General features: G+C 70.4%; 18 protein-coding genes. 14 read left to right on the top strand and 4 right to left on the bottom strand.

What is annotated here, in order from left to right; translation table 11 throughout:
• Positions 1–38 precede the first annotated feature (38 nt).
• Genes RH864_RS11495 through mftF form a run of 6 tightly spaced genes read left to right on the top strand, consistent with a single transcriptional unit; the run spans position 39 to position 6,357 of the window.
• Complete coding sequence (locus RH864_RS11495; RefSeq protein WP_310517697.1) at positions 39–869, top strand: mycofactocin-coupled SDR family oxidoreductase; 831 nt, start codon at positions 39–41, stop codon at positions 867–869.
• 10 nt (positions 870–879) lie between these two features.
• Complete coding sequence (locus tag RH864_RS11490) at positions 880–1,815, top strand: AAA family ATPase (protein WP_310517696.1); 936 nt, start codon at positions 880–882, stop codon at positions 1,813–1,815.
• A 6-nt stretch (positions 1,816–1,821) separates the two neighbouring features.
• On the top strand, positions 1,822–2,802 hold the full coding sequence (locus tag RH864_RS11485) for a vWA domain-containing protein (RefSeq protein WP_310517695.1): 981 nt from the start codon (positions 1,822–1,824) through the stop codon (positions 2,800–2,802).
• A gap of 16 nt (positions 2,803–2,818) precedes the next feature.
• Positions 2,819–4,126 (top strand): pre-mycofactocin synthase MftD, encoded by a 1,308-nt coding sequence (mftD, locus tag RH864_RS11480; protein WP_310517694.1) that lies wholly within the window; start codon positions 2,819–2,821, stop codon positions 4,124–4,126.
• A gap of 9 nt (positions 4,127–4,135) precedes the next feature.
• Positions 4,136–4,963 (top strand): mycofactocin biosynthesis peptidyl-dipeptidase MftE, encoded by an 828-nt coding sequence (gene mftE, locus RH864_RS11475; protein ID WP_310517693.1) that lies wholly within the window; start codon positions 4,136–4,138, stop codon positions 4,961–4,963.
• Positions 4,870–6,357: a mycofactocin biosynthesis glycosyltransferase MftF gene (mftF, locus tag RH864_RS11470; protein WP_310517692.1), complete on the top strand. Its 1,488-nt coding sequence runs from the start codon at positions 4,870–4,872 to the stop codon at positions 6,355–6,357. The genes mftE and mftF overlap by 94 nt, the downstream gene beginning before the upstream one ends.
• 2 nt (positions 6,358–6,359) lie before the next feature.
• On the opposite strand, the gene RH864_RS11465 is transcribed toward mftF, so the two are convergent.
• The gene (locus RH864_RS11465) at positions 6,360–8,156 is read right to left on the bottom strand and encodes a helix-turn-helix domain-containing protein (RefSeq protein WP_310517691.1); all 1,797 of its coding nucleotides are present in this window, start codon (positions 8,154–8,156) and stop codon (positions 6,360–6,362) included.
• Positions 8,157–8,278: 122 nt separating this feature from the next.
• On the opposite strand from RH864_RS11465, the gene RH864_RS11460 reads away from it, so the two are divergent.
• From RH864_RS11460 to solA, 6 genes are all read left to right on the top strand, one after another.
• A complete protein-coding gene (locus RH864_RS11460) occupies positions 8,279–9,667 on the top strand; it encodes an FAD-binding oxidoreductase (RefSeq protein WP_310517690.1) in 1,389 nt (462 codons plus the stop codon).
• Between the two features lie 120 nt (positions 9,668–9,787).
• A complete protein-coding gene (locus RH864_RS11455) occupies positions 9,788–11,392 on the top strand; it encodes an ABC transporter substrate-binding protein (RefSeq protein ID WP_310517689.1) in 1,605 nt (534 codons plus the stop codon).
• A gap of 13 nt (positions 11,393–11,405) precedes the next feature.
• A complete protein-coding gene (locus RH864_RS11450) occupies positions 11,406–12,401 on the top strand; it encodes an ABC transporter permease (protein WP_310517688.1) in 996 nt (331 codons plus the stop codon).
• Between the two features lie 2 nt (positions 12,402–12,403).
• Positions 12,404–14,224, top strand: coding sequence for a dipeptide/oligopeptide/nickel ABC transporter permease/ATP-binding protein (locus RH864_RS11445; protein WP_310517687.1), 1,821 nt, complete (start codon positions 12,404–12,406; stop codon positions 14,222–14,224).
• On the top strand, positions 14,221–15,033 hold the full coding sequence (locus RH864_RS11440; protein ID WP_310517686.1) for an ABC transporter ATP-binding protein: 813 nt from the start codon (positions 14,221–14,223) through the stop codon (positions 15,031–15,033). Before RH864_RS11445 ends, RH864_RS11440 begins: the two co-directional genes overlap by 4 nt.
• 34 nt (positions 15,034–15,067) lie before the next feature.
• The gene (gene solA, locus RH864_RS11435; RefSeq protein WP_310517685.1) at positions 15,068–16,252 is read left to right on the top strand and encodes an N-methyl-L-tryptophan oxidase; all 1,185 of its coding nucleotides are present in this window, start codon (positions 15,068–15,070) and stop codon (positions 16,250–16,252) included.
• On the opposite strand, the gene RH864_RS11430 is transcribed toward solA, so the two are convergent.
• Positions 16,236–16,802, bottom strand: a complete 567-nt coding sequence (locus RH864_RS11430) for a TetR/AcrR family transcriptional regulator (RefSeq protein ID WP_310517684.1) — start codon at positions 16,800–16,802, stop codon at positions 16,236–16,238. The two genes, solA and RH864_RS11430, sit on opposite strands and share 17 nt — an antisense overlap.
• A gap of 96 nt (positions 16,803–16,898) precedes the next feature.
• Here RH864_RS11430 and RH864_RS11425 point away from each other — a divergent pair, with 96 nt between their 5' ends.
• On the top strand, positions 16,899–18,125 hold the full coding sequence (locus RH864_RS11425; RefSeq protein WP_310517683.1) for a metal-dependent hydrolase family protein: 1,227 nt from the start codon (positions 16,899–16,901) through the stop codon (positions 18,123–18,125).
• Positions 18,122–18,991 carry an alpha/beta hydrolase gene (locus tag RH864_RS11420; protein ID WP_310517682.1) on the top strand — a complete coding sequence of 290 codons (870 nt, stop codon included), beginning with the start codon at positions 18,122–18,124 and terminating at the stop codon, positions 18,989–18,991. Before RH864_RS11425 ends, RH864_RS11420 begins: the two co-directional genes overlap by 4 nt.
• Before the next feature lie 100 nt (positions 18,992–19,091).
• On the opposite strand, the gene RH864_RS11415 is transcribed toward RH864_RS11420, so the two are convergent.
• Both RH864_RS11415 and RH864_RS11410 read right to left on the bottom strand, forming a co-directional pair.
• Positions 19,092–20,363: an RNA polymerase sigma factor gene (locus RH864_RS11415; protein ID WP_310517681.1), complete on the bottom strand. Its 1,272-nt coding sequence runs from the start codon at positions 20,361–20,363 to the stop codon at positions 19,092–19,094.
• Complete coding sequence (locus RH864_RS11410; protein WP_310517680.1) at positions 20,360–20,728, bottom strand: YciI family protein; 369 nt, start codon at positions 20,726–20,728, stop codon at positions 20,360–20,362. Before RH864_RS11410 ends, RH864_RS11415 begins: the two co-directional genes overlap by 4 nt.
• Positions 20,729–20,791 lie beyond the last annotated feature (63 nt).

Genomic DNA, 20,791 nt, shown 5'->3' with positions numbered 1-20,791 from the left:
GATGCCCCGGGGCATCCGCCGACCGGAAGGAGCACGCGATGGGGCGTGTAGAAGGCAAGGTGGCATTCATCACGGGCGCGGCGCGCGGCCAGGGTCGCTCGCACGCGATCCGGCTCGCGCAGGAGGGCGCCGACATCATCGCGATCGACATCTGCGAGGCGGTGCCGACGAACGACATCCCGCCCGCGACCGAGGCGGACCTGCAGGAGACCGTGCGGCAGGTCGAGGCGCTCGACCGGCGCATCGTCGCGACCAAGGCCGACGTGCGCGACTACGACGCGCTCAAGGCCGCCGTCGACGCGGGGGTCGCCGAGCTCGGGCGGCTCGACATCGTCGCGGCGAACGCGGGCATCGCGGGCTCGCCGTCGTCCGCCGAGGACATCACCGAGGAGGGCTGGCGCACGATGGTCGACATCAACCTCTCGGGCGTCTGGCACACCGCGAAGGCGACGATCCCGCACCTGAAGGCCGCGGGCGGCGGGTCGCTCATCATCACGAGCTCCGACGCCGGGCTGTTCGGCTACCCGAACCTCGCGCACTACGTCTCGGCGAAGCACGGCGTCGTGGGCCTCATGCGCACGCTCGCGCTCGAGCTCGCGAACGACATGATCCGGGTGAACAGCATCCATCCGACGACGGTCGCGACCGACATGGTGCTGAACGACACGATCTACCGGCTGTTCCGCCCCGACCTCGAGAACCCGACGAAGCAGGACTTCGCCGACGCCGCGACCGCCATGAACGCGCTGCCGGTGCCATGGGTCGAGGCCGTGGACATCTCGAACGCCGTGCTCTGGCTGGCCTCCGACGAGGCGCGCTACGTGACCGGGGTCACGCTGCCCGTCGACGCGGGCGCGTTCGTGAAATGAGGGGGGACCCGTGACCGACACGACCCGCGCGGACACCGGAGCCGGTGAGCTCGCGGCCAACCGCGAGCGCATCTCCGCGCAGATCGTGGGCCGCGAGCGCGAGCTGGAGCTCACGCTCGCGGCCGTCGCGGCCGGGCGCGACATCCTGCTCGAGGGTCCGCCCGGGACGAGCAAGACGACCATGCTCACGGCCATCACGAAGGAGTGGGGCATCCCGCTGCTGTTCGTCGAGGGCAACGCCGACCTGACGCCGGCGAAGCTCGTCGGGCATCACAACCCGGCACGCGTCCTCAAAGAGGACTACAGCGCCGACAACTTCGTCGCGGGGCCGCTCGTGGAAGCCATGCGCGAGGGCGGGTTCCTCTACATCGAGGAGTTCAACCGTGCGCCCGAGGACACCCTGAACACGCTGCTCACCGCGATGGCCGACCGCTCGATCGCGGTGCCGCGCGTCGGGCGGATCGCCGCTCGGCCGACGTTCCGGGTCATCGCCTCGATGAACCCCTACGACAACGTCGGCACGACGCGGCTGTCCACGAGCGTGCACGACCGGCTCAACCGGCTCGCGGTCGACTACCAGGACGCGGGCGCCGAGGAGCAGATCGTGCGCCTGCGCACCGGGGCGACGGGCGCGCTCGCCGACCGACTGGTGCCCGACGCCGTCGCCGTGACGCGTGCGACGCGGACGCACCCCGATGTGCGGCAGGGCTCGAGTGTGCGCGGTGCGATCGACTGCACGCTCGTGGCGACGAAGCTCGCCGAGCTCCGCGACATCCGCTCACCCGAGCAGGAGGGATACGCGCCCCTCGTGCTCGACGCCATGATCGTCGCGCTCTCGGGCCGCATCCACCTCGACGAGGCGATCGAGACGACGCCCGAGCGCGTGCTGCGTGAGATCTGGGAGGACCGGTTCATCCTCGAACCGGCCGCGGCCGCTCCCGGATGAAGGGAGGTGCCGGCCGACTCGCCCCTGCGGCGTGACCGGCCGGAACGACGCACGGCGAACGGTGCGCCGCTCCGCCGCAAGCCCAAGCAGCTCGAGGAGGAGCCGACGGTGTACGACGCGACCAACGGGGCCGGCGGCGGCCCGGTGCTCCGCGCAACCGGGCGGAGCGGCCGGTCGGCGACGAGGCCCGCGCGCGGCAGCTCGGCCGCCGGGTTCACCGACGAGCGGGGATCCCTCGTGGTCGCCGAGCAGGACGCGGCCGTCGACCCGGTCGTGCGGGCGCGCGCCCGGCAGATCGCCGCGCGGCTCGCCGTGCGCCGACCTCGCCGTGACGCGACGAGCCGGCGCGGGATCGGCGAGCTCGGCAGCCTGCCGTACCGCGGAGGCTCCGATGAGATCGACCTCGACCGCACCATCGAGGTGCTGACCGAACGGCCCGTGCCGGAGGACGAGGACATCGTCGTGCGCGACCGGGTGCGCACGATGCGCTCGGTTGTGCTCGCGGTCGACGTCTCGGGATCGATGAAGGGCGAGCGGGTCGCCACCGCGGCCGCCACGGTCGGCGCGCTCGCGGGGGAGCTGCAGCACGACGAGCTCGCGGTCATCGCGTTCTGGTCCGACGCGGCCGTGCTGCTCAACCTCGGCGAGCCCGTGAAACCCATGGATCTGCTCGACACGATCCTGAGGATCCCGGCTCAGGGCCTCACCAACGTCGCGTTTCCGCTCGAGCTCGCCGCGCAGCAGCTCGCGCGTGCACCGGTGAAGGACGCCCGCGTCGTGCTGCTGTCGGACTGCGTGCACAACGCCGGACCCGATCCGCGCCCGGTCGCCGCCAGGTTGCCCCGGCTCGACGTGCTGCTGGACGCGTCAGGCGAGCGCGATGTCGAGCTCGGCAGGGACCTCGCCAGGGTCGGGCGAGGCACCCTGCATGTGGTGCAGGACTTCCGCGGGGTCGCACCCGCGGTGACCGAGATGTTCAGCAGATGACGGACGGAGACGAACGATGAGCAACGGATGGTTCGAGACGGTCGCCGTGGCGCAGCGCCGCGCCAAGCGCCGCCTGCCGAAGTCGGTGTACGGGGCGCTGGTCGCCGGCTCGGAACGCGGGCTCACCATCGAGGACAACCTGCGCGCCTTCGGCGAGCTGCAGTTCGCGCCGCACGTCGCCGGCCACCACGCGCAGCGCAAGCTCGACACCACGGTGATGGGCATCCCCGTGTCGTTGCCCGTGATCATCTCGCCCACCGGCGTCCAGGCCGTGCACCCCGAGGGCGAGGTGGCGGTCGCGCGTGCCGCCGCGAATCGCGGCACGATCATGGGGCTCAGCTCGTTCGCCTCGAAACCGGTCGAGGAGGTCGCGCGGGCGAATCCGAACACGTTCTTCCAGGTGTACTGGAGCGGCACCCGTGAGGCGATGGTGTACCGGCTCGACCGTGCGCGCGCCGCGGGTGCCAAGGGGCTCATCGCGACGCTCGACTGGTCGTTCTCCAACGGTCGCGACTGGGGGAGCCCCTGGATCCCCGAACGGCTCACGTTGAAGGCGGCCATGCGGTTCGCGCCGCAAGCGGTGCTCAAACCGTCGTGGCTCATCGAGTACTTGAAGACGTATCGCGTGCCCGACCTCACCACGCCGAACCTCGCACCGCCTGACGGCGGCGGCGCGCCGACCTTCTTCGGCGCCTACGGCGAGTGGATGTCGACGCCGCCGCCGACGTGGGACGACGTCGCCTGGCTCCGCGAGGAATGGGGCGGGCCCTTCATGCTCAAGGGCGTCTCCCGCATCGACGACGCGCGCCGGGCGGTCGACGCGGGCGTCACGGCCATCTCGGTCTCGAACCACGGCGGCAATAACCTGGACTCGACGCCCGCGTCGATCCGGATGCTCCCGGGCATCGCGGAGGCGGTCGGTGACCAGGTCGAGGTGCTGCTCGACGGCGGGATCCGCCGTGGCGGGGACGTCGCGAAGGCGCTCGCGCTCGGCGCGCGAGCGGTCATGATCGGGCGGGCGTACCTCTGGGGGCTGGCGGCGAATGGACAGGCGGGCGTCGAGAACGTGCTCGACATCCTGCGCGGTGGGCTCGACTCCGCCGTGCTCGGGTTGGGGCACTCCTCGATCGAGGAGCTCTCGCCCGCCGACTTCGCGATGCCGGCGACGTTCCGCCGCGACTTCGGCGGCGACGAGGTCGCCGAACCGGCCGCGGCGCCGCGGAGGACGCCCTCCGCCGGGCGGGCCAAGCCCGCGACGCCTCGTACGAAGCCCGAGCCGGCCGAGCCGCGTCCCGACGACCAGGTGGCGCTCGGCAACATCTGAGGGAGGCGCATGAACGGTGAGCCCACTGCTCCGGCGGAACTGGTCGACCGCTCGTGGCCGGACGTCGGGCGGCCCGTCGTGCTCGTGCCGGTGGGGTCGACCGAGCAGCACGGACCGCATCTGCCGCTCGACACCGACGCCCTCATCGCCTCGGCGGTCGCCGATGTGATCGTGAAACGTCTCCGCGAGGAGGGCGTCGACGCGGTCGTCGCGCCCGCGGTCGCGTACGGCGCGAGCGGCGAGCATCAGGCGTTCCCGGGCACGGCGTCGATCGGGGTGCAGGCGCTCACGTTCCTGCTGCTCGAGCTCGGACGGTCGGCGTCGGAGTGGGCCGAACGGGTCGTGTTCGTGAACGGGCACGGCGGCAACGTCGAGTCGCTCGCGACGTCCGTGCCGGTGCTCATCGACGAGGACCGGGCCGTGGCGTGGCTGCCGTGCGTGCCGGGCGCCGACCCGCTCGGACTGGGCGTTCCCGTCGATGCCCACGCCGGCCGGTCGGAGACGTCCATCCTGCTCGTGCTCGATCCCGACCGGGTGCGGCTCGACCGTGTCGAGCCCGGGGACCGTCGACCGATCTCGGAGTTGATGCCGTTGCTCCGCGAGCGGGGGGTGCGCGCGGTCGCGCCGAACGGCGTGCTCGGCGACCCGGTCGCGGCTTCGGCCGACGAGGGGTTCCGGCTGTTCGCCGCGATGGTCGAGGACGCCTGGGCACGGCTCCGGCACGGCCTGGTCGACGGCCGCGGATGCCTCGTCGCGAGCGGCGGCTCGGCGGCCGAGCCCTCGTGGGATGGCAGCCCGGCCGAGCCGCCCGACCCGACGACCGGCGCGATCTCGTGAGCGCTCGCCTGCCCGCCGGGTTCGTCGTGCGACTCAACCGGCACACGCGTGTCGTCGACGACGGCGCGGTGCTCGTCGGCGGCTCGCCGACGCGCATCTCGCGTCTGAAGCCCGCGGCGCTCGGGCGCATCCACGACGGCGAGCTGACGGTGACGGATGCCTCGTCGCGAGCGCTTGCGGAGCACCTGCTGGGCACAGGCATGGCCGATCCGGTCGTGCACCGGCTGCCGCCGGCCGGGCTCGCGCAGGCGACCGTGGTGATTCCCGTGCACAACCGCCCGCGGCAGCTCGACCGGCTGCTCGCGTCGCTCGGCGGCGCGCTGCCGGTGATCGTCGTCGACGACGCATCCATCGACGTGGATGCGGTCGCGACCGTCGCCGCCGCGCATGACGCGCGCCTCATCCGGCTCGCGCGGAACGTCGGGCCGGCGGGTGCGCGCAACGCCGGCCTCGCGGAGGTCACCACGCCGTTCGTGGTGTTCATCGACTCCGACGTGGTCGCCGAGCCCGCGGACATCGAGCTCATGCTGCGCCACTTCGCGGACCCCGAGCTGGCGATGGTGGCCCCGCGCGTGCTCGGCCTCGCACACGAGCGGCCGAACTGGATCACCCGGTACGAGGATGCGCGGTCGTCGCTCGACCTCGGCGAGGACTCGTCGAGCGTGCGGCCCCGCTCGCCCGTGACCTGGGTGTCGAGCACCTGCCTGGTCGCGCGGGTCGGGCTCCTGGGCGACGGGTTCGATGCGTCGATGCGGGTCGGCGAGGACGTGGATCTCGTGTGGCGGCTCGTCGACGCGGGGCGCCGGGTGCGGTTCGAGCCGGCCGCGCTCGTGCGGCACGAGCATCGCACGACCGCGCGCACGTGGCTCGGCCGCAAGTACTTCTACGGGACGGGCGCGCAGCCACTCGCCGAGCGGCATCCCGACGACATCGCGCCCGTCGTGCTCGCGCCCTGGGCCGCGGCGACCCTCGTCGCGCTCGGCGCACAGCGGAGGTGGTCGCTCCCCGTCGCGGGCGCGGTGGTCGCCATGACCGTGGTGCGGATCGCGCGGCGCGCGACCGCCGTGCGGCAGCCGTACCGGCTTGCGGCGCGGCTGACGGCGAACGGCCTCATCGCCGCGATCGCGCAGGGCTTCGCGCTGCTGCTGCGGCACTGGTGGCCGCTCACGGCGATCGGATGCCTCGCCTCGAGGCGTGTGCGCCGCGCCGTGCTCGTGGCGGCAGCCGCCGACACCGTGTGGGAGTTCGTCCGCACGAGACCGCGGCTCGACCCGCTGCGCTTCGGCCTCGCCCGCCGTCTCGACGACGTGGCCTACGGCGCCGGCGTCTGGTGGTCGGCGCTCCGCGCGCGCTCAGCGCGTGCGCTGCTCCCGGATCTGCGTCGGCGGCACTGACCTCAGTTCTGCTCGGGGGCGGAGCCGCGGAGCTCGACGATCGCGTTCATCAGGGTGATGAGCAGGTTCAGTTCGAGCGCCGCTGCGGGGGAGCGCCAGTCCGATCCGAGGATCCGATCGATGAGGGCGAGCCGTTGGTAGAGCGTGTTGACGTGGATCCCCAGGGCGTGGGCCGCAGCGCCCGGGCGTTGTCCGGTATCGAGATAGCGAGCCAGGGTCTCGAGCAGCGGGAGGCCGCGCTCCTCGCCCTCGGCGACGAGCTTCCCGAGCCGGAGCTCGAAGGCGCTTTCGATCCGCACGCGGCCGGCTTCCGCGAGGAGCACCTGGAACGGTCCCAGCTCGGACGCGGTTCGGATTCCACGCGCCGCGCCCACGGCGCGCAGCGTGCGGACGACGTTCAGCGCGTTGCGATACTCCTGCGAGAGGTCCGTGACGGATGCGACGGGTTCGCCGACACCCGCGAGCAGCTCGCGTTCGGGGTCCCAGATCTCGTGTACGCGCGCATGGTCGGTCTCCGGCGTGATCACGACGAGGCGGCCCTGGTGCTCGACGAGCTGCGCGCCCCGAGGCCAGTCCCAGCTCAGCACCAGCTCGCGTACGGCAGGGCCTGAGGCGTCGATGACGATCACGGTGTGGGTGTCCGACGGGTCCATTCCTGCGCGCTCCGCGATGCGGCGGCCGGTCGCATCGGTGACCGGGCCGTTGAGGAGCTCGATGAGGATCGCCTCGCGCGCATAGCGGCCGGCCTCGGCGACCGCGTCCTGTGCGAGGAACGCGAGGCCGAGAACCGGGGCGGCTTGTTCCAGCAGCATCCGATCCCGGGGGAGTGCGTCGACGGCGTCCAGGAGCAGTGCACCGAACATTCGGGTCGCCGCGACCACCGGACGAGCGAGGACCTGGTGATCATCGAGGCTGAGCTCGACCGTCTCCTCGGCGTTCAACGCGGACTCGACCTCCGAGGGAAGTCTCGACGCTCCCAGAAACCGAACCGGGACCGTGGCGACGGTCGCGATCTCCCCGAGCAGGTCCGTGACGTCGCCGCCCTGCAGCACCACGTGCGTCAGCCGCTTGCTCCAATCCACGGTCTGCTCGAGCTCGGTCGTGCGCGTCCTGAGCTCGGCCGTGGTCGCCGCGATGGCCGCCGTCGCGGCCGTGTTGTCGATCGCCACGGCCGCGTGCGCGGCCAGCGCGGTGAGCAGCACGACCTCGTGATCGGTGAAGCGACGCTCACTGCGCTTGCTCGCGAAGAGCGCGCCGATCACGCGGTCACGCACGATGAGCGGCACACCGAGCAGCCCCCGGATGCGTTCGGCCTCGATCGCCGACACCGCAGCGCCGTGGTGGTCGAAGGCGTCCGAGGACGCGTAGTCGCTGACCCAGGCAGGTCGTCGCGTCTCCAGGACCTGACCGGCGAGGGAGCGAGCGAGCGGGACACGCAGGTCGGTGAGGTGCCGGGTGAGCGCCCCGTCGGTGACCGCGATCCGCAGTGATGGCTCGGGATCGTCTTCGACGAGGCCGAGATACGCCAGGTCGACGTCCAGGAGTCGCCGTGCCTGCGCCACGACTTCAGGAAGCAGGTCTTCCGGGCGCTGAAGCGTCGCCAGCTGCACCGCGATGTCATTGAGCGCGGAGAGCTCGCGTGCTCTCCGCGTCCGTTCCTGCAGCTGGGCCTTGATCTCCAACGCCGTCGCGAGCAGCTGCGCGCTCTCCGCAGAGTCGTCGTTCGTGCCGAATGCGGCGAACTCGTCCACGCTCGCATCGCGCGCCAGAAGGTCGAGCCACCGCCGTTCGGGACGCATCCCGGGTCTCCCTTCATAGAGAAGACATCTATAAGTCTGTCTCCATAGTAGAGAAGCTGACCGTTGATGCCCGGGAGTCGCCTCTCCTAGATTCGTGTACCAATCAGCCCCTCAGGAGAGAAATGCTTCTCAACGAGATTCGCGCAGCCCTTCCCGAGGGATGTCTCATCGACGACCCGGACTCGATCGTCGCGTTCGTTCGTGACGATGCGGCGTGGAGCGAATACGGCACGCCGATCGCCGTCGTCCGTGCCGGCACCGCGCTGGATGTGCAGGCGGTGGTGCGTGCCTGCATCGCGTACGGCGTTCCAGTCGTTCCCCGCGGTGCCGGCACGGGTCTCTCGGGCGGTGCGAATGCGGTCGATGGATGCGTCGTCATCGCGCTGGACCGGATGGATGCGATCCGGGAGATCAACATGACCGAGCGTCTCGCGGTGGTGGAACCCGGCGTCGTCAACGATCGCCTGCGCGAGGCCTGCGCCGCGCATGGCCTGTGGTATCCGCCGGACCCCGCGAGCTCTGCGTGGTCGACGATCGGCGGCAACGTCGCGACGAACGCCGGCGGCATCTGCTGTGTGAAATACGGGGTGACCTCGGATTACGTGCTGGCGCTCGAAGTCGTCACCGGAACCGGCGAGATCGTCAGAGTCGGGCGGCGCACCGCCAAAGGCGTCGCCGGGTACGATCTCGCGCACCTGCTGGTCGGCTCCGAGGGAACGCTCGGCATCATCACCGAGATCACGGTGAAGCTGCGCCCGCTGCGTCCTGCGGAGCGCACGGTGGCTGGGCACTTCGCCTCGATCGTCGACGCGGGGCGGGCGGTTGCGGCGATCGGCGCTGCGGGAATCGTCCCATCGGCGCTCGAACTGATCGACCGGCACTGCTTGGCCGCCGTCGACGCCTGGAAGAACATGGGCTTGGCGGTCGACGCCAACGCCGTGCTCCTCGCCCGCTGCGATACCGCCGGCGCCTCCGGAGACGAGGAGGCCGACGCCATCCTCGCCTGCTTCCTCGAGGCAGGTGCCACCTGGGCCGACCGCTCCACCGACGAGATCGAGGCGGACGCACTGTTCGAGGCGAGGAGGCTCGCCTACCCGGCCCTCAAGCGCCTCGGATCGGTGCTGACCGAGGATGTGTGCGTGCCCAAGGGCGCGGTGCCGGAGATGCTCGCACGCATCGACTCGATCGCCGAAGCGCACGACATCATCATCGCCAACATCGCGCACGCCGGCGACGGCAACCTGCACCCCCTGCTGGTGATCCCTCCGGGCGATGACGAGGCGCGGATCCGCGCCCAGGCCGCGTTCGAGGAGATCCTCGACGGGGCCATCGCGCTCGGCGGCACCGTGACCGGTGAGCACGGGGTCGGCATGCTCAAGCTCGACGGATACACCCGCGAGGCGTCCCCCGATGTCCTCGCCATGAACCAGGCCGTCAAGGACGCACTCGATCCGCACGGCATCCTCAACCCCGGCAAGCTCCTTCCCCGCAGAACGTCCATGAGGAGGTGACCCGCGCTCGGCTCTCGATGAAGCGAGCGGAAGTGCTCAGCTGTGCGCACGCACCACGACGACGCGGCCCACGCGGCCTGACGGGTGCGCACGGCCCCTTACACGTAGGAGGCAAGACATATGAAGCGGAAACTGTTCGCACTCGGTGCGGCTGCTCTGACGATGACGATGCTCGCCGGCTGCGCCGGCGGGAACGACGGCACGGACGAGGGCGCGGCCGCCGAGCCCGAGTTCGCCGTCGACGGGCATCTGAACCTCGTGATCGGATCCGACGCGGGCGACTGGCACCCCCTGATCTCGTCCACGGCCGTGAGCCAGCGGGTGAACTACCTCACCAGCGACCGGCTGTTCTGGATCGAACCCACCGGTGAGCTGAGCCCCTGGATCGCCACGGAGTGGACCGAGGAGCCCGACTCGCTGACCTTCACCGTCAGGGACGGCGTGACCTGTTCTGACGGCACCCCGTTCACCGCCGAGACGGTGGCGCGGAACCTCGAGTTCGTCATCGACCCGGCCAACGCGTCCGCCTGGAACGAGACGCTGGTTCCGGCGAACGCCACGGTGTCGGTCGAAGGCGACACGGTCACGCTGCGCACCCCGGAGCCCCGGGGCTTCCTGGCCTTCAATCTCGGGATGCTGAATCTCGTCTGCGATGCCGCACTCGACGACCCGGACGCGTACCGGACCAAGAGCGCCGGAACCGGCATGTTCGTGCTCACCGACTACGCGCCGGGTGAGAGCCTCACCCTGGAGCGCCGGGACGACTACGCCTGGGCCCCGGACGACACCACGGCCCAGACGCCGGGAGTGCCGAAGACCCTCACGATCAGGATCGTCCCGGACCCGAGCACCCAGGCGAACCTGCTGCTCTCGGGCGACGTGAACGCCGGGCTGGTGGAGGGTCCCGATGAGGCGAGACTGCTGGCCGCCGGACTCGACTACCGGGAGAACGTCAACTCGCCCGAGGCGATCTTCTTCAATCAGGTCGAAGGCCTTCCCACCGCGGATCTCGCCGTGCGCGAGGCGTTCATCCAGGCCCTGGACCTCGACGTGCTCGCCCAGGTGATGCTCGAGGGCGAAGGCGTGCGAGCGACATCGAACATGACGGTCACCCCGCGCGCGTGCGAGTTCGACAGCGTGACCGGCAACCTTCCCGCCTTCGACGCCGACGCGGCAGCCAGCACGCTCGACCGGGGCGGCTGGAAGCTCGGCTCCGACGGCACTCGCCAGAAGGATGGGCAGCGTCTGCAGATCGATCTGCTCTACGTGAACTCGACCGATGCGATGAGCGCCGCAGCCGAGATGGTCGCTGCTGAGTGGCAGAAGCTCGGCGCCGAGGTGAACATGGCCGGCGGCGACTACACCTGGATCGTGGGCCAGGTGTGGACCCCCGACGACCTCAGCGGCTGGGGGGCGACCCTCGGCGTGCGGGCGAACTACAACACCCCGTCGGTGTCGGTTCCGTTGTTCAGCGGGTCGCCCCCGCCCGCCGGGATCAACTTCGCCTCGGTCTCGAACGACGCGTTCGCACAGAAGGCCGCCGAGGCCTACGCGATTCCCGGCGTCGACAGCTGCGCGGTCTGGCGGGAGGCCGAAGCGGCCCTGATCACGGACGTCGACTTCGTGCCGATCGCCTCGAGCCCGATCCGCTTGTACCTCAACGGAGCGAGCCAGACGATCGACGACAACGCGCTCCAGGGCTTCACGCTCCGCGCCCTCCAGTAACGGGGAAGCGGGCATGACACAACTCGTGGCTCCTGCCACCAGGCGGACGCGCAGCGCGAGCTCGGGATCGATCGCAGGGTTCCTGCTCCGGCGCACGGGGCGCCTCGCGGCGTCGTTCGTGATCCTCGTGACCGTGGCCTTCCTCATGCTGAGGATGATTCCCGGCGATCCGATCCGCCTGGCCCTGGGTCCGACGGCGCCACAAGAGCTCGTCGACGCCCGGCGCGCACAGCTGGGTCTCGATCTGCCGATCTGGGAGCAGTACCTGCACTTCTGGGGCGGGCTGCTCCGCGGCGATCTCGGCGATTCGTTCCAGATGGGGCTGCCGGTGTGGGAGATCATTCTCAGTCGGCTGCCCGCGACGCTGGAGCTGGCCGGGATCGCGGTGATCATCACGCTCGTGCTCTCGGTGCCGATCGGGATGACGGTCGCGGCCCTCACCCGGGGCGGACAGCGCCGCCGGCTCGAGCTGGGCTACACCGCCACGTCGGGCTTCTTCGCGGTGGTGCCCGAGTTCGTCCTCGGTGTGCTGCTGATCTTCGTGTTCGCCGTGCAGCTTCAGCTGGCTCCCGTGGCCGGCAGAAGCGGTCCGGAAAGCTACATCCTGCCCGTCATCGCCCTGTCGCTCGGAGGCATCGCGGCGCTCTCGAGGATCGTGCGGATCGAGGCGCTCTCGGTGCTCGACGAGGACTACCTGCGCACCGCACGAGCGAAACGCATGTCGCGCGCGAGGCTGTACTTCCGGCATGCGCTGCCCAACCTGCTGACCTCCGCACTCACGGTGGGCGGGCTCATCTTCGGCGGCCTGATCGCCGGGGCGGTCCTCGTGGAGACCGTCTTCGCGTGGCCGGGGCTGGGGCAGATGATCGTCCAGTCGATCCGTGAGAACGACTATCCGCTCGCGCAGGGCATCGTGATCGTCTACGGGAGCTTGGTCCTGCTCGTGACGCTGGCCATCGACCTCATCCTGATGGCCATCGATCGCCGATCGACGTTGAAGGAGCATTGATCTTGTCATCGAAGCGACACGGCGCAGCGCGTTGGCCGGTCCTGTTCCGACCCCTTGGCATCGCAGCGCTGGTCTCCGGCGCGCTGCTGCTGTTCCTCGTGGTCGCGGGACCGATGATCTGGGGCGAACAGGCGGCGACCACCGACACGGGTGCGCTCTCGTCGCCCCCGAGCGCCCAGCACTGGTTCGGCACGGACGCAGGAGGACGCGATGTGCTCGCCCGCACCCTGGCGGCGGCCCGGCTCTCCGTACTGCTCGCGTTGGCCAGCACGATCATCGCGGTCGTCATCGGCACGCTCCTCGGGGTGCTCCCGACCATCCTGCCGAGACGTGCCGCACGGTTCGTCGTGGGCTTCATCGGCTTCGCCATCGCCTTCCCCGCCCTGCTCCTGGCCATCGTGCTCTCCCTGACGATCGGCATCGGCGCGGTCGGTGCGGTGATCGCCATCGGCCTGGCCGGTGCTCCCGTGTTCGCCAGGCTGGTGTACACGCTCGGCTCGTCGGTGGCAGGCCGGGACTTCATCTCTGCGGCGCGCGTGCTCGGGGTGTCGCGACTGCGCATCCTCACCCGGCATGTGATCCCGAACATCCGCGAGCCGCTGCTGGTGAACGCGAGCATTCTCGCCGCAGGCGCACTCACGGCGATGACGGGGCTCTCCTATCTGGGCCTGGGGGTTCAAGCACCCGAGTACGACTGGGGTCGCCTGCTGAGCGAGGGGCTGAGCCGGATCTACACCAACCCGGCGATCGCGCTCGCCCCGGTGCTCGCGATCATCTTCGCCGGCATCACGTTCACCTTCATCGGCGAGACCCTCGCCAGGTTCTTCGGCGTCGAGCGGACCGGAGCGCGACTTCCGCGGAAGCGACCCACCGCACAAGCCAGCGCTCGCGGGATCGCTTCGGCGGACACCCGCGACGAGCAGCCGGTGCTGCGCGTGAGCGGACTGACCGTGGCCGTGCCGTCGGCGGACGGCTGGCGGTATCCGGTCCAGAACCTCTCGTTCTCGATCGGTCGCGGTGAGATCGTCGGTTTGGTCGGCGAGTCCGGTTCGGGCAAGTCGCTCACGTGCATGGCGGTCGGGGCCCTCCTGCAGCCACCCATCCGCGTGCTCGCAGAGCGCATCGAATTCGACGGCGTCCAGCTCCAGTCGTCAGGCGAGGTGCGTGCCGATCGGCTGCCGCGCGAGGTCGCGCACACCCTCGGCACCCGCATGCCGTTCGTCTTCCAGGACCCCTCGACCTCGCTCAATCCGGCGATCAAGGTCGGCGCACAGGTCGGCGAGCCCGCGGTGATCCACGACGGGATGAGGTCCGGCGCAGCCTTGGAACGCGCGATCGAGCAACTGCGTTCCGTGCGCATCAACGACCCGGAGCGCCGGGCAAGACAATATCCCCACGAGTTCTCGGGCGGGATGCGGCAGCGGGCGATGATCGCGATGGGGCTGATCGAGAACCCCGCACTGATCGTCGCCGACGAGCCCACCACCGCCCTCGACGTGACCGTGCAGCGGGAAGTGCTGCGCCTGATCCAGCAGATCAACGTCGAGAAGGGCACGTCGGTGCTGCTGGTCTCGCACGACCTCGCCGTCGTCACGGGCCTGTGCACGCGGGTCATGGTGATGCACCGTGGTGAGATCGTCGAGAACATCGCCACGACCGACCTGGTGGCGGGGAGGGCCTCGCACCCGTACACCCGTGCCCTGCTCGCCGTGGTGCCCGACGAGGCAGCGCCTCCCGGATCGCCATTCGCGACCATCGAGGACGGGACCGACTTCACCGTCGAAGGAGCTGCACGCTTCGCCATCGAGGGAGCTGCACGATGAGCACGCTCGAGTTCTCCGACCTGAAGGTCGTCTACGGTCACGGTCGCCAGGCCGTCGCCGCGGTGAACGAGGTCAGTTTCATCGTCACCGCGGGCGAGATCGTCGGCGTCGTCGGCGAATCGGGATCCGGGAAGTCGACCGTGGCACGAGCCGCGGTCGGCCTGGTCGAGGCGACCTCGGGCCGGATCCTGTACGACGGCGTCGACGTCGTCCGGGCACGGGGGGCCGCACGTCGACGTCGGCGTGGCATCCAGATGGTCTTCCAGGACCCGAACGCCTGCCTCGACCCGCGCATGACGGTCGGTGCGTCGATCGACGAGGCCATCGACGCGGCCATCGCGCGAGGGGTCCTCAGCAGGCGCACGTCAGAGCAGCGTCGAGAGCGCATCCGTGAACTCCTGGAGCTCGTCCACCTGGACCCTGCCCTCGCCGGGGCGTACCCGTCCTCCCTCTCCGGCGGACAGCGGCAGCGCGTGGCCCTGATCCGCGCCGTGGCCGCCGAGCCCGGCTTCCTGATCGCCGACGAGATCACCTCCGCCCTGGATGTCTCTGTACAGGGCTCGGTGCTCAACGCGCTCGTCGATCTTCAGCGGCGACTCGGCTTCTCCGTCTTGTTCATCTCGCACAACGTGCCCATCGTCCGGCGCATGTGCCCGCAGGTGGTCGTCATGCACGGTGGGAGCATCGTGGAAGCCGGGCCGAGCAGCGAGGTGCTGACGAATCCGGCGCAGCCCTACACGCGAGAACTGCTCGACGCCGTGCCCAGGGTCGGGCAGCCGATCTTCGCGACCGCGAGCGCCGGAGGCTGAGATGACCAGAACGAAATCACCGAAGGAGGCCGCCATGGCCCAGGGCTACTCACACATCGTCATCGGAGCAGGAGCGATCGGCGCGGCCACCGCGTACTGGCTGTCGGAACTCGGCGCGGAGCGCGTGCTCGTGGTGGAGCAGTACGACCTCGTCAACGCACTCGGCTCCTCGGGGGATCATTCGCGCATCATCCGTCACGCATACCACCGTGATGCCTACACCAAGCTGACCCACGCGATGTTCGACGCCTGGGCTCATGTCGAGCAGCGGTCCGGCCTGGCCCTCTACACCCGGACGGGAGGGCTCGATCTCGCGCCCGCCGACGGTCCCGGTCTCGCAGAGATCGAGGGGTACAAGACGGCGATGGATGCCGCGGGAGTCGAGTACGAGGACCTCACGGCCGAGGAGATCAGGGCACGCTACCCCCAGTGGCGGATCTCCGACGACACGGTCGGTCTGTATCAAGCAGCCGGCGGCATCCTCGACATCCGCAGGTCGGTGTCGGCGCACACGTCCCTCGCGATGAGCCAGGGGGTCGAGTTCCTGCCCCGCACGAAGGTGACGGGGATCCGGGTTCACGAGCACAGCGTCACGGTCACGACCAGCGACGGAACCTTCGACGCCGACCACCTCGTCGTCGCGGCCGCGTCATGGCTCGGCGAGCTCATGCCGGACCTCGGACTCGACTTCCGGCTCACCCTTTCGCAGGAGCAGGTCAGCTATTTCACGGCACCGAACCTGGCCGACTTCACCCCGGACCGGTTCCCCATCTGGATCCACCATGGACGCGAGGTCTACTACGGCTTCCCGGTGTACGGCGAGGCCGCCGTCAAGATCGCGCGAGACATGCGCGGGCACTTCACCACGAGCGATCAGCGCGTCTGGGAAGGCGACGGCGATGAGGAACGTCTGCTGCACCGTTTCCTCGCCGACTATCTGCCCGGAGCGGCAGGGGTCCCGCTGGTGAGCAAGACCTGTGTCTACGACATGCCCGCCGACCGCGATTTCGTCCTCGACACGATCCCCGGGCATCCGCACGTCGCCGTCTTCAACGGCGCAGGGCACGCAGGCAAGTTCGCGAGCCTCATCGGGCAGATCCTCGCCGACCTCACCACCACGGGGCGAACCGACCACGACATCGACGCGTTCAGTCTCACCCGGCCCGCGATCACCGATCCGGGGTTCACCGACGCGTTCCGCCTCATCCCGACCGCGTAGGAGCCAGTGACTCGAGGAAACGCTCGGCGACGACGTCGACCTGGGCGGCCGGGGTGAGCAGCTTCTGCAGCAGGAGGCCGCGCAGGCAGGCGGTCACGAGGATGCTCTGCTGCCTGGCGTCGGTCGCGCCGGCGCCGTCGCGAAGCGCGGCCGCCTCGAGCAGTGCCGCCAGGTCATCGATGTCGGCGACGAACTCCTCGAACGCGTCGCGCTCGTACACCACGAGTCCGACCACGTGGAAGAAGGCACGGATCCGATCCTCGTGTTCGGCGCTGGAATAGAAGTCCCAGATGAGCCTGCCGAGCGCGACGAACCCGAGCCCGTCGGCCGCCGCGGCGATGACGAGGTTGTCGCGTCGGCGGGCTTCCACCAGCACGGCGTGCAGCAGGCCCGGTCGAGATCCGAAGTGATAGGTCAGCAGCGTGTGGTGCACGCCGAGCCGTTCGGCCACCTGGCGCATCGACAGGTTCGGGCTGGGACCGATCTCGCCGAACTCGTCGAACAGCGCCTGCAAGAGACGCTCCTTGCCTTCTCCGACCGGCGATCTCATGGCGCCTCCCTTGACTCGTTCACCACTGTTGAGTACGTTAGTGCAACACCGAATTCACCACTGTTGAGGACAGAGTCGTCCTCGGAAGAAGGTTGCATGCCCGAGATCTGGTTTGCCGGGGGCGTCGTCGCGGATGGCTCGGGCGCCGAGCCGTTCAGGGCCGACGTGTGCGTGTCGGACGGCGTCATCACCGCGATCGGGCAGGCGCCGTCGAGCGCGCAGACCGTCGATCTCGACGGCATGCTGCTGACTCCGGGTCTGATCGACGCGCACGTGCATCTCGGGCTCTCCAGCCCGATCAGGGCGCAGTTCGGGTTCCAGCTGTCGGTGGCGGAGCTGGCGGCCGACATCTTCGCGAATGCGGGGCACGCACTGGACGCCGGCTTCACCACGGTGCGCGACACCGGTGGCATCGACGGCGGGGTCGTCGCCGCCATCGCGAACGGCAAGGTGCGAGGGCCGCACGTCATCTCGTGCGGCCCGGTGCAGTGCCAGACCGGCGGGCACGGCTACTACGGGGCGGCATGGGAGCCGACCGAGCTGTGGGAGAAGCATCACGTCCCGGGGCTCGGTGCGCTCTCGCTGATGTCGGCCAACGCCGATGAGCTGCGGCGCAACGTGCGCGAGTCGTTCCGTCGAGGCGCGACGTTCCTGAAGCTCTGCGTCACCGGTGGCGTGGTCGGCGGGAACGACCACCTCGGCGACACCCAGTTCACGATCGAGGAGATCGCCGTGGCGGTGGAGGAGGCCCGGGCGCGGGGCACCTACGTCACGGTGCACGCGCACAACAATGCGGGCATCCGCAACGCGGTACAGGCGGGCGTCCGCTGTGTCGAACACGGGACCGACATCGACGAGCCCACCGCCCGATTGATGCGGGAGCACGATGTGGCGCTGATCCCCACCTTCGCCGTGGTCGAACAGCTCGCAGACACCGACAGCCTGGACGTGGATCCGGCGACGCGGGACCGCATCGCCGGGGTCCGGGTGCGCATGGCCGCAGCGCTCCATGCCGCGCGAGCGGCGGGCGTGAGGGTCGGCCTGGGTTCGGATCTCATCGGGCCGAACCAGCAGCGCCGAGGCGAGGAGTTGCGCTTGCGCGCCGATCTCGAGTCGCCCATGCAGGCGCTCGTGTCGGCCACGAGCGTCAACGCCGACATCCTGGGTCTCGGCGAGACCGCCGGGATGATCCGCGTCGGCATGCGGGCCGACCTGGTCGCGTGGCGCGAAGACCCGCTCCGTGACGCCACCGTGTTCGCCGACCCGGAGATGGCCGCCCTGGTCGTGAAAGCCGGCCGAATCGTGAAGGGAGAGGCTCGATGAGTGAGATGTTGCACGGCTGCCTGGCAGACACGGAGTACTTCGAGGTCGACGCACGGTCGGGGCACCGGTACGGCGTCTGGGTGACCACACCTCCGGGGTATGCGGAGTCCACCGAGCCGCTGCCGCTGATCTACGTGATGGACGGCAACTGGACGGTCGGCTTGACCGCGCCACTGGTCGTCGTCCAGGCGGATCCGTATCTGACGATCGCGCCCTACATCCAGGTCACGGTCGGCTACGCGGGTGAGGAGGCCGCACGATGGGCGCAGCTCCGCAACCGTGACCTCGTCCCGCCGGGCGAGCCCGTGAGCGACGACATGGTGGCCACCCTCACCGCCGCCCGCGACTCGGGCGCGATGACCCAGGCACAGGTGGACACCTTCCTCGCGGAGGTGGCGGACACCCATGGTGACGTCTTCCTCGACTTCCTGACCACCGAGCTGCACCCCGAGCTGCGGTCCAGGTTCCGGGTCAGCGAGTCGGGCCATGGCCTCTTCGGCTACTCCTACGGCGGCCTGTTCGCGCTGTACGCCTGGCTGCGCGGGGCCTGCCCGTTCGCGACCTTCGGCGCGGGCAGCCCCGGCGTCGCGGGCACGAACAGCCAGATCTTCGAGCTGGTCGACGCCCTCCCGAACCGTGCCCCCGACGAAGCGGGTGCACAGCTTCACGTCACGTTCAACGAGGCCGAACTGCTCGGTTCCGTGCAGCTCTACCGCGCGATGGCACGCAACGTCCTCCTGGTCGTGGAGCAGTTGCAGGCCAAGGGCCGGTCGTCGGATGTGTCGACGGCGCTGATGCAGGGCACGCACCTCACCGGCCTGCAGGCCTCGTTCCTGAGCTATCTGAAGACGACCCACGGCCGCTAGGTGTCCTGGCGAGGCGTGAACTCGTGCCGGGGATGGACTGTTGGAAGCATCGGGTCGTGGACTGATCGCGGACCGAGGGGCTTGGCCGGTCGCCTGGCCGTCAGGCGGCCGGGCCGGGCCCGGCCGTGTCGATCCGACCGGCGAGCAAGCGCCGCTCGGCGTGGTTCGCCGTGAGCTCGCGGGCTCGCCGGTCGGCCTCGAGCGCGGCGGCGGGCTGTCCGTCGCGGCGCAGCAGCTCGGCGCGCACGGCGTGCCAGAGATGGGAGCCGGACAGGCGCGGCTCGAGCTCGTCGAGCGCGAGCAGCGCGGCCGGCGTGCCGGCGACCTCGGCGAGTGCGACCACGCGGTTCAACCGCACGAAGGGTGAGCGGTCGTAGATGAGCACGAGGTCGTAGAGCACGAGCACCTGCGGCCAGTCGGTGTCGGCTGCGGTCGGGGCATCCGCGTGGCAGGCCGCGATCGCGGCGTGGAGTTGCCAGCGTCCCCGGCGCCGCAGCGACGCGGCCCGCGAGAGCGCGGCCCGCGCGTCGGCGATCAGGTTCTGATCCCAGCGGCTCCGATCCTGCTCCGGGAGCGGCACGAGCTCGCCGCCGGCCGCGCGAGCACCCTCACGCGCGCGGTGGAACCGCAGGAGCGCCAGCAGGCCGTGCGCCTCGGCGTGCCGGGGGAGCTCCTCGACGACGACCTGCGCGAGCCAGAGGGCGTCCTCGGCGAGGTCCCGGTCGGCGGACGCGTCCGCCGCGGACCTGAGATGCGCGGCGTCGTACATGACGGAGATCATCGCGAGCACCCGGTCGAGCCGCGGTGCGAGCTCGTCGCCCGCGGGGACGCGGAGCGGGATCCCGGAGGCGACGATCTTGCGCTTCGCGCGGGAGATCCGCTGGGCGACCGTCGGGACCGGCTCGAGCGTCGCCCGCGCGATCTGGGCCGTGGTGAGCCCGAGCACCGCGCGAAGCGACAGCGCCAGCTGCGCCTCCGGCGCGAGTGCGGGGTGGCAGCAGCCGAACAGCAGCGGCAGGCGCTCGTCCGCCGGCGCGCCCCGAGCGTCCGGCGCGCCCGCTTCGGTCAGGTCCGGGAGCAGCGCGATCTTCTCGCGGAGCCGCCGCTCGCGCCGCACCCGGTCGAGGGCGTCGTGGCGGGCGGCGGTGCTGAGCCAGGCGGCCGGGTTCGGCGGGACGCCGCGTATCCGCCACTCGCGGAGCGCCGCCTCGACGGCTCCCGCGACGGCGTCCTCCGCGAGGTCGAGATCGCCGAACGCGCGTGCGAGCGCGGTGACGATGCGGGCCGCCTCCTCGCGCACCACGCGAGTGAGGACGAGATCGGATGCCTCGCCGGCAGCGGGCTCCGGCGTGGCATCCGACCCGTGGCTCACTGGCCGAACAGCTCTTCGTCGTCGTACATCGGCCGGATCTCGACCGAGTTCCCCGGGAGCTCCAGGGACGGCCACGTGCGCGCGAGAGCGATCGCGGCGTCCAGGTCCGCGACGTCGATGAGCGTGAACCCGCCGATGACCTCCTTCGCCTCGGAGAACGGGCCGTCCACGACGACGGGGGCCGGGTCTGCGGCGCGCACGGTCGTGGCCGTCGACGCGTCGTGCAGCGCGGCTCCGCCGTCGATGATGTGTGCGGCGTTGTCCTCGTGCCACTGGAAGATCCGCTGCAGATCGGCTTCGCCTCGTTCAGCGGGCACGGCCGCATCGAGCTCGGGATCCGACGTGAACATGAGTACGTACTTCACGGTGTGACTCTCCTCTTCGCGGGCGGCGGTCCTTCCGACCGTCCCATGCACTCAGCGAACGGG

The sequence above is a fragment of the Agromyces aerolatus genome (assembly GCF_031432255.1).
GTDB lineage: Bacteria > Actinomycetota > Actinomycetes > Actinomycetales > Microbacteriaceae > Agromyces.
The sequence above is the reverse complement of the archived record's forward strand: the minus strand, read 5'-3'. Positions and strand labels throughout refer to the sequence as shown.